This window comes from Trichodesmium erythraeum IMS101 (genome assembly GCF_000014265.1).
Lineage (GTDB): Bacteria > Cyanobacteriota > Cyanobacteriia > Cyanobacteriales > Microcoleaceae > Trichodesmium > Trichodesmium erythraeum.
Genome location: NC_008312.1, coordinates 2,941,278 through 2,954,826, shown reverse-complemented (window position 1 = coordinate 2,954,826; position 13,549 = coordinate 2,941,278). Strand labels below are relative to the sequence as shown.

The 13,549-nt window shown below is 35.3% G+C and carries 10 protein-coding genes; all 10 read right to left on the bottom strand.

What is annotated here, in order from left to right; translation table 11 throughout:
- Positions 1–2,067 precede the first annotated feature (2,067 nt).
- A complete protein-coding gene (locus tag TERY_RS34900) occupies positions 2,068–2,217 on the bottom strand; it encodes a hypothetical protein (protein WP_196797258.1) in 150 nt (49 codons plus the stop codon).
- 42 nt (positions 2,218–2,259) lie between these two features.
- A complete protein-coding gene (locus TERY_RS34895; protein ID WP_196797257.1) occupies positions 2,260–2,409 on the bottom strand; it encodes a hypothetical protein in 150 nt (49 codons plus the stop codon).
- Between the two features lie 42 nt (positions 2,410–2,451).
- Positions 2,452–2,601: a hypothetical protein gene (locus TERY_RS34890; RefSeq protein ID WP_196797256.1), complete on the bottom strand. Its 150-nt coding sequence runs from the start codon at positions 2,599–2,601 to the stop codon at positions 2,452–2,454.
- Positions 2,602–2,643: 42 nt separating this feature from the next.
- Positions 2,644–2,793, bottom strand: coding sequence for a hypothetical protein (locus tag TERY_RS34885; RefSeq protein WP_196797253.1), 150 nt, complete (start codon positions 2,791–2,793; stop codon positions 2,644–2,646).
- A gap of 42 nt (positions 2,794–2,835) precedes the next feature.
- Entirely contained in the window at positions 2,836–2,985 is a 150-nt protein-coding gene (locus tag TERY_RS34880) for a hypothetical protein (protein WP_196797253.1), read from the bottom strand.
- A 42-nt stretch (positions 2,986–3,027) separates the two neighbouring features.
- Positions 3,028–3,177 (bottom strand): hypothetical protein, encoded by a 150-nt coding sequence (locus TERY_RS34875; protein WP_196797255.1) that lies wholly within the window; start codon positions 3,175–3,177, stop codon positions 3,028–3,030.
- A gap of 42 nt (positions 3,178–3,219) precedes the next feature.
- Entirely contained in the window at positions 3,220–3,369 is a 150-nt protein-coding gene (locus TERY_RS34870; protein ID WP_196797254.1) for a hypothetical protein, read from the bottom strand.
- Between the two features lie 42 nt (positions 3,370–3,411).
- On the bottom strand, positions 3,412–3,561 hold the full coding sequence (locus TERY_RS34865) for a hypothetical protein (RefSeq protein ID WP_196797253.1): 150 nt from the start codon (positions 3,559–3,561) through the stop codon (positions 3,412–3,414).
- Positions 3,562–3,603: 42 nt separating this feature from the next.
- Entirely contained in the window at positions 3,604–3,753 is a 150-nt protein-coding gene (locus TERY_RS34860; protein WP_196797252.1) for a hypothetical protein, read from the bottom strand.
- A gap of 302 nt (positions 3,754–4,055) precedes the next feature.
- Complete coding sequence (locus tag TERY_RS36610; RefSeq protein WP_011611534.1) at positions 4,056–10,640, bottom strand: Calx-beta domain-containing protein; 6,585 nt, start codon at positions 10,638–10,640, stop codon at positions 4,056–4,058.
- Between the last annotated feature and the right edge of the window lie 2,909 nt (positions 10,641–13,549).

Below are 13,549 nucleotides of genomic sequence, written 5' to 3'. Positions count from 1 at the left end.
ACTTAAACTAAAAAGTATAACAATCATTTCATACCCATACATTAAGTAAAAATGATCACGGGGTGACAAGCTAGCTGGAAAATAAATATCTCAAGGAATTTACAGGTTAAGCTGAATAGTAATTCAAGTCCAATGGAAAGCTTATTTTTAATAAGGGGGAGTTGGTGAACCCTTCGCTTTCAAAAACTCCCCTCTATTTTAGTTGATTATTTATTCAAAAAAAATACTCTAAATGCTCTTAAAAAGATTATAAAAAAGAGTTGATAATTCAAGAAAAAAACAAGAAAACGATTCTACAGAGTATTAATCTTTGAGATAGCTTTAATTCCTTTTCGATAATAGGGTAGCTTATGAGAATGTAATGTACTAAATTCTCTACCTATTATTGAATAAAACTACAATAAAATTATTTCATTTTTTTTGTTTGCTTTTGCTTATTCAAAATTGTAATTTCAATTATTACATTTTTTCAAACATATCCTTGATTTCTATTTTTTGACTATATACTTTATTAATTTTATCTAGCGAAAATAAATTACTAATAATTTACTAGGTTTTGATATATTTTTCTGGTTAATTTTGCGCTTTTTATATATCAACAAATTGCATAGAAAGACTTGCTTGATTTTTTTATTTTTTTTGATTTAATAATAATTTTTTTAGCCAAATTTTACTTTTAATTTCTCGAGTTTACAATATTTACTAGCACCCTTAATTTCGTTTTTTTGTAGAAATGGAAAGTATAGATATTTTTGAGGATAATTTTTTAACCAACATGATAGATGGATACTATGTAATTTCCTATCTATTACTAAAATTAGTTAAATTTTTTCAATAATCTTAAAATATGACGAATTACTCCTTGTTGTTCTGTTATATTACTTGGATATTGATAACTTAATTGTTTTAGTATATAGATAATGTTCTTTTTTTCTAAACTACACTTATTATTAATATATTGATATTTTTTCACTAGTTTATATCTAAAGTTAATACTACTTATGATTGAAATAAAAGCATTTTCTTATCAGAATATTGACTAAAAAAATCAGAATATAGGTAAAATAAATTGTTTTAATCCTAAAAAATTTTGTATGTATTTTCGGCAATTTTGTAGATTTAATTGTGATAAAAAAAAGCTGATTATTCTGATATTTTTACAGTTTAATAGACTGATATAAAATATAATTTTTTTTAAATATTTAAACTATATTGCGATAATTAATTTCTGCTTTTTTTAGCCTCAATAATTATCCAATATTTCATTTTTATTGTTTTTTTTGTTTGATTTTTAACCCTTTTTTGTCATATTTTCAAGAGTATTTAAAGTATTTTTTTTATCAATAATAAACCTAAAATAGGAGGGGAGTTGGTGAAGGTTTAGCCTTCACCAACTCCTCTTTATCTAACAAATAGAGATTTGCACTAAACTGCAAGTCAGTTAGACTATAGTTATATATATAATATCAATATCAAAATTTATAGCAGCAAAAACAAATGCAGCATCACACATTTAAGGAGTAAGTAGAAACACTGATATAATACTATTAATAGCGATCGCTCCACAGGAAAAAAATAATTATCTGTTTATTTCTGTTAGTTTTTACTCAAAAATTTATTGGCTAATTTACTAAAAAATAACATCAAAAAAAATAAATTTTATATATATAAACTAAATTATTTATAGGAGCAAAAAAATATAAAATCACATATTTATGGCGTATATATTAGTATTTATATGGTGCTATATTATAGCGATCGCTACACACAAAAAAATTAATTTACTGTTTTTTGTTGTTAGTTTTTAATCAAAAAATTATTGAAAAATTTGATAAAAAATGATAGATAAAATAAAAATACTAATAATATATAAAATATCATTATTAATAGGAGCAAAAAAAATATAAAAGCACGCATTTATGGCGTAGATATTAGTAAATTATATTTGCCAAAATTTCCCAAAAAAATGAGTAAATGAACGTCAAAATATAACCTAAATAGTATAAATTTAATATTATTTCCGACTCGGATTTTAATTTTTTTTCTATCGCCTTTTGCTGTAATTAATCATTTTTCTCCTTCAGCTATTTCCATTTTGTATTTTCGGCTAAAACTTGAAGACTTTATCTGAATTTTTGAAACAGCCGGCTCAGTAAAACCAATAAATATTTTTATTTCTTTCGGATAGTTATTGAGATATTCTAATGCCTGAGTCACTCGAATTTTAATTTTTTTTCTATCGCCTTTTGCTGTAATTAATCATTTTTCTCCTTCAGCTATTTCCATTTTGTATTTTCGGCTAAAACTTGAAGACTTTATCTGAATTTTTGAAACAGCCGGCTCAGTAACACCAATAAATATTTTTATTTCTTTCGGATAGTTATTGAGATATTTTAATGCCTGAGTCACTCGAATTTTAATTTTTTTTCTATCGCCTTTTGCTGTAATTAATCATTTTTCTCCTTCAGCTATTTCCATTTTGTATTTTCGGCTAAAACTTGAAGACTTTATCTGAATTTTTGAAACAGCCGGCTCAGTAACACTAATAAATATTTTTATTTTTTTCGGATAGTTATTGAGATATTTTAATGCCTGAGTCACTCGAATTTTAATTTTTTTTCTATCGCCTTTTGCTGTAATTAATCATTTTTCTCCTTCAGCTATTTCCATTTTGTATTTTCGGCTAAAACTTGAAGACTTTATCTGAATTTTTGAAACAGCCGGCTCAGTAACACTAATAAATATTTTTATTTCTTTCGGATAGTTATTGAGATATTCTAATGCCTGAGTCACTCGAATTTTAATTTTTTTTCTATCGCCTTTTGCTGTAATTAATCATTTTTCTCCTTCAGCTATTTCCATTTTGTATTTTCGGCTAAAACTTGAAGACTTTATCTGAATTTTTGAAACAGCCGGCTCAGTAACACTAATAAATATTTTTATTTCTTTCGGATAGTTATTGAGATATTCTAATGCCTGAGTCACTCGAATTTTAATTTTTTTTCTATCGCCTTTTGCTGTAATTAATCATTTTTCTCCTTCAGCTATTTCCATTTTGTATTTTCGGCTAAAACTTGAAGACTTTATCTGAATTTTTGAAACAGCCGGCTCAGTAACACTAATAAATATTTTTATTTCTTTCGGATAGTTATTGAGATATTTTAATGCCTGAGTCACTCGAATTTTAATTTTTTTTCTATCGCCTTTTGCTGTAATTAATCATTTTTCTCCTTCAGCTATTTCCATTTTGTATTTTCGGCTAAAACTTGAAGACCTTATCTGAATTTTTGAAACAGCCGGCTCAGTAACACTAATAAATATTTTTATTTCTTTCGGATAGTTATTGAGATATTCTAATGCCTGAGTCACTCGAATTTTAATTTTTTTTCTATCGCCTTTTGCTGTAATTAATCATTTTTCTCCTTCAGCTATTTCCATTTTGTATTTTCGGCTAAAACTTGAAGACTTTATCTGAATTTTTGAAACAGCCGGCTCAGTAACACTAATAAATATTTTTATTTCTTTCGGATAGTTATTGAGATATTCTAATGCCTGAGTCACTCGAATTTTAATTTTTTTTCTATCGCCTTTTGCTGTAATTAATCATTTTTCTCCTTCAGCTATTTCCATTTTGTATTTTCGGCTAAAACTTGAAGACCTTATCTGAATTTTTGAAACAGCCGGCTCAGTAAAACCAATAAATATTTTTATTTCTTTCGGATAGTTATTGAGATATTCTAATGCCTGAGTCACTCGAATTTTAATTTTTTTTCTATCGCCTTTTGCTGTAATTAATCATTTTTCTCCTTCAGCTATTTCCATTTTGTATTTTCGGCTAAAACTTGAAGACCTTATCTGAATTTTTGAAACAGCCGGCTCAGTAAAACCAATAAATATTTTTATTTCTTTCGGGTGGTTATTAAATATTCTCAAATTTAAGTCATTATTATATAGCTTTAAACAAATTTTTCGATAATATTAACATCAATATTAACTCTGATTTTGGAGATATCCAATTAGAATATTTACTGATAATTAATGACTGAAAAATTTGATTACGAATCAACAATATTAACCCTTAACTTATATTCAGTTGCAGCCACTCCCAATGGGAAAACTTTTAAATAATAAACACCAGGATCTAAAATAGTATTAATCTTTTCTTTAGTTGTATTACCTTTCTCGTTTGACTGGTTAAGTAAACTCTCATCATCACCATACAATTTAATTCCTAGATCCTGAATAAAACCATCCACAAAAATACTCACTAAACCTTCTTTTTCTACCTTAAAACAGAAATAATCTTCCGTATTACGATTTACAGGTCCAGTTGCAAACCCAATATCATCAACCACTACAGTTTGTTCTGAAGAAAGAATTCCTAAATCTACAGCATCTTTGAAACTCTCTGGCACCTGGTTATTTCGAATCATACCTATTGCATTTTTATCTGACAAATTAGCATTTTTCGCACCGCTAAGTTTGATTCGAAAATTCTCATTCTTTTCATCAACAGTATCTCCCAAAATAGAAATATTTACAGTCTTTTTCGTCTCTCCCGGTTGGAATTTTAAGACTCCCTTTTTCTTCTCATAATCTTTTCCTGCTTTCGCGCTGCCGTCAACAGTCTCATAATTAACTCTCACTATTTGACTACTACTTTTGTCTAACTTGACTTCAAATTTCATATCTTTCTCACCTTTCTTTCCTTCCGTAATTTTTGTATCCTTGATAGATATTTGGGGAGTTTTTCCAATTATTTCATCATTATCCCGAATAACACCCACTGCATTTTTATCTGACAACTTAGCATTTTTCGCACCGCTGAGTTTGACCTGAAAATTCTCATTCTTCTCATCGCGAGTATCTCCCAATATCGGAACATTCAAAATCTTTTTCCTCTGCCCAGGCTTGAATGTCAGTACCCCACTTGTTTTTTGATAATCTTTTCCAGACTTCGCGCTGCCGTCAACAGTTCCATAACTCACCTTCACTGTTTTACTACTCCCCTTATTCAACTCCACCTCAAACTCCATATTTTTCTTACCCTTATTTCCCTCAGTCACCTTCGCATCCCCAATAGATATTTGCGGAACCGTTTCATCATTATCCCGAATAACACCCACTGCATTTTTATCTGACAACTTAGCATTTTTCGCACCGCTGAGTTTGACCTGAAACTGCTCATTCTTCTCATCGCGAGTATCTCCCAATATCGGAACATTCAAAATCTTTTTCCTCTGCCCAGGCTTGAATGTCAGTACCCCACTTGTTTTTTGATAATCTTTTCCAGACTTCGCGCTGCCCTCAACAGTTCCATAACTCACCTTCACTGTTTTACTACTCCCCTTATTCAACTCCACCTCAAACTCCATATTTTTCTTACCCTTATTTCCCTCAGTCACTTTCGCATCCCCAATAGATATTTGCGGAACCGTTTCATCATTATCCCGAATAACACCCACTGCATTTTTATCTGACAACTTAGCATTTTTCGCACCGCTGAGTTTGACCTGAAAATTCTCATTCTTCTCCTCGCGAGTATCTCCCAATATCGGAACATTCAAAATCTTTTTCCTCTGCCCAGGCTTGAACGTCAGTACCCCACTTGTCTTTTGATAATCTTTTCCAGACTTCGCGCTGCCGTCAACAGTTCCATAACTCACCTTCACTGTTTTACTACTCCCCTTATTCAACTCCACCTCAAACTCCATATTTTTCTTACCCTTATTTCCCTCAGTCACCTTCGCATCCCCAATAGATATTTGCGGAACCGTTTCATCATTATCCCGAATAACACCCACTGCATTTTTATCTGACAACTTAGCATTTTTCGCACCGCTGAGTTTGACCTGAAAATTCTCATTCTTCTCATCGCGAGTATCTCCCAATATGGGAACATTCAAAATCTTTTTCCTCTGCCCAGGCTTGAACGTCAGTACCCCACTTGTTTTTTGATAATCTTTTCCAGACTTCGCGCTGCCCTCAACAGTTCCATAACTCACCTTCACCGTTTTACCGCTGGGGTCGTTTAACTTCACTTCAAACTCCATATTTTTCTTACCCTTATTTCCCTCAGTCACCTTCGCATCCCCAATAGATATTTGCGGAGGTTGGTCGTTATCAACAATAGTTCCGATGGCTTGGGCATCTTTAAGTTTTGCATTTCGGGGGCGGCTGAGGTTGAGATTAAATTTTTCCTCCGCTTCATCCCGCTTATCTCCCAATATCGGAACTGTTATAGTCTTGTTCGTTTCTCCAGGTCGGAAGGTGAGGGTGCCTTTGGTCAGTTTGTAGTCTTGGTTGACTTTGGCGGTTTGGTTGGCTGTGGTGTAGTTGACTTTAACTGTTTCCGTCGTGGGGTTGTCTAGGGTGACCTTGAATTTAGCCGCTTTATTTGTATTGCCTTCAGTAATTTTCGTGTCTCCGATGGAAATTTTAGCTAAGTCTTCTGGTTTAATAGTAAAATTGCTGTTACTGAAGTCGGAAAGACTACCGTCGCTGATGCTGGTAACTTTTACCTGATAGTCGTTACCAGTGCTTAGGGATGTGGGAACTGCCCAAGAGTAACTGCCGTCGCTTTCCGTGGAACTGGAGATGGTGCCGAATAAAAAACCTGCTTTGTACAACTCTACCTTGACATTTTCATCTATATTATCCCTCCAAGTTATCCTATAGTTTTTTCCTCGTTTTAAAGTATTGCCTCCGTCGGGGGAACTAACTGTGATGAAGTCTTCTGGCTTAATAGTAAAATTGCTGTTACTCAAGTCGGAAAGACTACTGTCGCTGATGCTGGTAATTTTTACTTGATAGTCGCTGCCACTGGTTAGGGATGTGGGAACTGCCCAAGAGTAACTGCCGTTGCTTGCGGTGGAACTGGAGATATTACCGAAGAAAGAACCTGCTTTGTACAACTCTAGTTTGACATTTTCATCTATATTATCCCTCCAATTTATCGTATAGGTTTTTCCAGGTTCTAAGGTATTGCCACCGTCGGGGGAACTAACTGTGATGAAGTCTTCTGGCTTAATAGTAAAATTGCTGTTACTGAAGTCGGAAAGACTACTGTCGCTGATGCTGGTAATTTTTACTTGATAGTCGTTACCAGTGCTTAGGGATGTGGGAACTGCCCAAGAGTAGCTGCCGTTGCTTGCGGTGGAACTGGAGATATTACCGAAGAAAGAACCTGCCTTGTACAATTCTAGTTTGACATTTTCATCTATATTATCGCTCCAATTTATCGTATAGGTTTTTCCAGGTTCTAAGGTATTGCCACCGTCGGGGGAACTAACTGTGATGAAGTCTTCTGGCTTAATAGTAAAGTTGCTGTTACTCAAGTCAGAAATACTACTGTCGCTGATGCTGGTAATTTTTACTTGATAGTCGCTGCCACTGGTCACGGATGTGGGAACTGCCCAAGAGTAGCTGCCGTTGCTTGCGGTGGAACTGGAGATGGTACCGAAGAAAGAACCTGCTTTGTACAATTCTAGCTTGACATTTTCATCTATATTATCGCTCCAATTTATCGTATAGGTTTTTCCAAGTTCTAAGGTATTGCCACCGTCGGGGGAACTAACTGTGATGAAGTCTTCTGGCTTAATAGTGAAGTTGCTGTTACTCAAGTCAGAAATACTACTGTCGCTGACGCTAGTAATTTTTACTTGATAGTCGCTGCCACTGGTTAGGGATGTGGGAACTGCCCAAGAGTAGCTGCCGTTGCTTGCGGTGGAACTGGAGATGGTACCGAAGAAAGAACCTGCTTTGTACAATTCTAGCTTGACATTTTCATCTATATTATCGCTCCAATTTATCGTATAGGTTTTTCCAAGTTCTAAGGTATTGCCACCGTCGGGGGAACTAACTGTGATGAAGTCTTCTGGCTTAATAGTGAAGTTGCTGTTACTCAAGTCAGAAATACTACTGTCGCTGATGCTAGTAATTTTTACTTGATAGTCGCTGCCAGTGCTTAGGGATGTGGGAACTGCCCAAGAGTAACTGCCGTTGCTTGCGGTGGAACTGGAGATGGTACCGAAGAAAGAACCTGCTTTGTACAATTCTAGTTTGACATTTTCATCTATATTATCGCTCCAATTTATCGTATAGGTTTTTCCAGGTTCTAAGGTATTGCCACCGTCGGGGGAACTAACTGTGATGAAGTCTTCTGGCTTAATAGTGAAGTTGCTGTTACTCAAGTCAGAAATACTACTGTCGCTGACGCTAGTAATTTTTACTTGATAGTCGCTGCCACTGGTTAGGGATGTGGGAACTGCCCAAGAGTAACTGCCGTTGCTTGCGGTGGAACTGGAGATGGTACCGAAGAAAGAACCTGCTTTGTACAATTCTAGCTTGACATTTTCATCTATATTATCGCTCCAATTTATCCTATAGGTTTTTCCAAGTTCTAAGGTATTGCCACCGTCGGGGGAACTAACTGTGATGAAGTCTTCTGGCTTAATAGTAAAATTGCTGTTACTGAAGTCGGAAAGACTACTGTCGCTGATGCTAGTAATTTTTACTTGATAGTCGCTGCCAGTGGTCACGGATGTGGGAACTGCCCAAGAGTAACTGCCGTCGCTTTCCGTGGAACTGGAGATGGTACTGTTGAAAGAACCTCCTTTATATAATTCTAGCTTAACGTTTTCATCTATGTTGTCTGTCCACTGGATATCGTAGCTTTGCCCAGTTTGAAGACTGGTAAAATTTGAAGGGAAGGTGATGTTTACCTCTTTATTGGGTTCGATGGTGAAGTTGTTGCTGTAGTCGTAAATGCTACTATCGTTGACCTTAGTCATCTTAATATTGTAATTACTACCGCTGGTTAAAGATGTCGGCACCGTCCAAGAGAAACTGCCATCGCTGGGGGTAGAACTAGAAATTGTTGCTTGTAAAAAATTGTCTTTGTATAGTTCCAGCTTTACTTCATCCCTAAAGTTGTCTGTCCACTCAAGAGTATAGCTCTTTCCTGGTTCTAGACTGGTAGTGCTTAAAGGGGATATGGTGATGTTTATGGGGGTGTTGATGAGGATGGATACGTTGTCATCCCAATAGTTGGCCACAGCTAGATCAGGAATGCCATCTGCATTAAAATCTTCTACTGCTACTGAGTACGGCCCATCCCCCACCTGAAAATTAATAGCGGAACCAAAACTACCGTCACCCTTTCCGAATAACACTGATACGTTTTCATCCCAATAGTTTGCCACAGCTAGATCAGGAATGCCATCTGCATTAAAATCTCTTGCTGCTACTGAGTATGGCCCATCCCCCACCTGAAAATTAGTAGGTAAACCAAAACTACCGTCACCTTTTCCGAATAAGACTAATAAGTTGTATGAACTGTAGTTCGCCACAGCCAGATCAGGAATGCCATCTCCATTAAAATCTTCTACTGCTACTGATAAAGGATCGTCTCCCACCGGAAAATTAGTAGTTGAACCAAAAGTACCGTCACCTTTTCCTAATAACACTGATACGTTGTCTGAATATGTGTTCGCCACAGCCAGATCAGAAATGCCATCTCCATTAAAATCTTCTACTGTTACTGACTTAGGTGAGTTTCCCACCCGAAAATTAGTAGTTGAACCAAAAGTACCGTCACCTTTTCCTGATAACACTGATACGTTATCTGAAAAGCTGTTTGCCACAGCCAGATCAGAAATGCCATCTCCATTAAAATCTTCTACTGTTACTGACCTAGGTAAGCTTCCCACCGGAAAATTAGTAGTTGAACCAAAACTACCGTCACCTTTTCCTGGTAACACTGATACGTTGTCTGAACTGTAGTTCGCCACAGCCAGATCAGGAATGCCATCTCCATTAAAATCTTCTACTGCTACTGAACTAGGAGAATCTCCTACCAGGAAATTAGTAGGTGAACCAAAAGTACCGTCACCTTTTCCTGATAACACTGATACGTTGTCTGAACTGTAGTTCGCCACAGCCAGATCAGGAATGCCATCTCCATTAAAATCTTCTACTGCTACTGACTTAGGTTCGTCTCCCACCGGAAAATCACCAACCCTCTCAAAATAAACCTCCTGAGTAGCCTCAACCTCAACCAAAATACCCCATACCCAAATCTCAACCCTATCATCCTGAGCCCGAAGCCGCAAAACCTCCGACTCCGTCAACTCCTCTCCCTTCACCAAACCTGCCCATAACTCACCCTCATCTCCAGGGGAGTCCGACTCAGACAACTGGGAATCCAAAAAATGCCCCAACTCCTCCAACAGGACATCCTCCAAAACCCCATCTTCAGCCCCACAAGTATCAAGCCATAAAGAATCAGCCAAATAAATAGTACCAGTCAAAGAATCAAAACCACCCACCACCGGATCCATATCAGCCGCAGGCAACACTTGAATATCAGGCAAATTTTCCCCAGTCAAAATGTCCTGAATCTCATTTTTAGCCATATCCGAGTCCACCGTTTCACCAAAAGCCATCTCCATATGGGCCTCTAATTCGGGGGCTAAGATAAAGTCCGCCAATTGGTCACGAACCTCACCCCAGGCACATTGTATGATGGGGTCTGCAATTTCAGGGTCTAGGTCAGTGCCAGGATGATAGTTAGTTTCTGGGAATAGAGGGTCTGGCTCCCCGGGATAGTATGAATTATCGTCTTTAGAGAACTCGGCCATTGAAATAACTTGGATTTGGGTTTGGATTTAACTATATATATTAGCAGCCTTGCTGGAAGTTTGGAAACTCGGGAATTGGGAAATTTGGGAATTAGGAGTTTGGGAGTTTGGGAGTTTGGGAGTGGGAAATTTCGGAACTGGGAAAGTTTGGGAATTTGGGAGTTTGGGAATTAGGTAGTTGAACATATTTTTCTCTTCAAGTGAAGCGATCGCTACCCCACCCACTTTATCTAAAATCTAAAAACTCAAACGCAATAGTTAAGTTAATAGTCAGTAGAGGTCATGAAAAGAGAAATTGATCAAGCGATCGCTACCTCACCCACTTTATCTAAAATCTAAAAACTCAAACGCAATAGTTAAGTTAATAGCCAGTAGAAGTCATGAAAAGAAAAATTGATCAAGCGATCGCTATCTCACCTACTTTATCTAAAATCTAAAAACTCAAACGCAATAGTTAAGTAAATAGCCAGTAGAAGTCATGAAAAGAAAAATTGATCAAGCGATCGCTACCTCACCTACTTTATCTAAAATCTAAAAACTCAAACGCAATAGTTAAGTTAATAGCCAGTAGAAGTCATGAAAAGAAAAATTGATCAAGCGATCGCTATCTCACCTACTTTATCTAAAATCTAAAAACTCAAACGCAATAGTTAAGTAAATAGTCAGTAGAGGTCATCAAAAGAAAAATTAATCAAGCGATCGCTACCTCACCCACTTTATCTAAAATCTAAAAACTCAAACGCAATAGTTAAGTAAATAGTCAGTAGAGGTCATCAAAAGAAAAATTAATCAAGCGATCGCTATCTCACCCACTTTATCTAAAATCTAAAAACTCAAACGCAATAGTTAAGTAAATAGTCAGTAGAGGTCATGAAAAGAGAAATTGATCAAGCGATCGCTACCTCACCCACTTTATCTAAAATCTAAAAACTCAAACGCAATAGTTAAGTTAATAGCCAGTAGAAGTCATGAAAAGAAAAATTGATCAAGCGATCGCTACCTCACCCACTTTATCTAAAATCTAAAAACTCAAACGCAATAGTTAAGTAAATAGTCAGTAGAGGTCATGAAAAGAAAAATTAATCAAGCGATCGCTACCTCACCCACTTTATCTAAAATCTAAAAACTCAAACGCAATAGTTAAGTTAATAGCCAGTAGAAGTCATGAAAAGAAAAATTAATCAAGCGATCGCTACCTCACCTACTTTATCTAAAATCTAAAAACTCAAACGCAATAGTTAAGTAAATAGTCAGTAGAGGTCATGAAAAGAAAAATTGATCAAGCGATCGCTACCCCACCCACTTTATCTAAAATATAAAAACTCAAGCGCAATAGTTAAGTAAATAGTCAGTAGAGGTCATGAAAAGAAAAATTGATCAAGCGATCGCTATCTCACCCACTTTATCTAAAATCTAAAAACTCAAACGCAATAGTTAAGTTAATAGCCAGTAGAAGTCATGAAAAGAAAAATTTATCAAGCGATCGCTATCTCACCCACTTTATCTAAAATCTAAAAACTCAAACGCAATAGTTAAGTTAATAGCCAGTAGAAGTCATGAAAAGAAAAATTAATCAAGCGATCGCTACCCCACCCACTTTATCTAAAATCTAAAAACTCAAACGCAATAGTTAAGTTAATAGCCAGTAGAGGTCATGAAAAGAAAAATTGATCAAGCGATCGCTACCCCACCCACTTTATCTAAAATCTAAAAACTCAAACGCAATAGTTAAGTTAATAGCCAGTAGAGGTCATGAAAAGAAAAATTGATCAAGCGATCGCTACCCCACCCACTTTATCTAAAATATAAAAACTCAAGCGCAATAGTTAAGTAAATAGTCAGTAGAGGTCATGAAAAGAAAAATTGATCAAGCGATCGCTAGACGCCATAGAATAAAATAACCTTTATTAAATGAAAAACCATTCCTTGAATTAACAGTTCAAAAAAAGAAAAAGACCACTATATTGAGAAGCATAGACCAGATAAAAAGTAGATAAATAAACATAAAAAGTTTCAATAATTGAAAAAGCTTTCCCAAGAGGTAGGGTTATCTAAAAAAGTCAAAAAAAGAGAAGTAAACTTTGGAATTTCCTCGTTATATAACAATTTGCCCTTATGTTATAATATTTTATCTAACAGGCTTTTGTATCCAAACCGAAGGCTAAGATAGTTAGTAGTAGGCTGTTATGAATTTGTTAATTTTAAACCTCAAACTTAACACCTAACACCTGCAACCTAAAACCTGCAACCTAAAACCTACCACCTAAAACCTCAAACCTAAAACCTAAAACCTCAAACCTCAAAAAATTAACACCTCAAAAAATTAACACCTCAAAAAATTGACACCTAACACCTAAAACCTGCAACCTAAAACCTCAAAAAATTAACACCTAAAACCTGTCACCTAAAACCTCAAAAAATTGACGCCTCAAAAAATTAACACCTCAAAAAATTAACACCTCAAACTTAAAACCTAAAACCTAAAACCTGCAACCTAAAACCTCAAAAAATTGACGTCTAAAACCTACCACCTAAAACCTCAAAAAATTGACGCCTCAAAAAATTAACACCTCAAAAAATTGACACCTCAAACTTAAAACCTAAAACCTAAAACCTGCCACCTAAAACCTCAAAAAATTGACGTCTAAAACCTACCACCTAAAACCTCAGAAAATTAACACAAAAAAAAATTGACACCTAAAACTTAAAAACCTAAAACTTAAAACCTAAAACTTAAAACCTAAAAACTAAAACCTAAAACCTCAAAAAATTGACACCTAAAACTTAAAACCTAAAACCTAAAACCTAAAACCTAAAACCTCAAAAAATTGACACCTAAAACTTAAAACCTAAAACCTCAAACCTAAAACCTAAAACCTATTCTATTTTTGTCTAACAAAGGAGTTATT

What these genes read in the sequence shown, in the direction of transcription:
- TERY_RS36610 (WP_011611534.1), bottom strand. Translation starts at nt 10,640, where the DNA reads ATGGCCGAGTTCTCTAAAGACGATAATTCATACTATCCCGGGGAGCCA.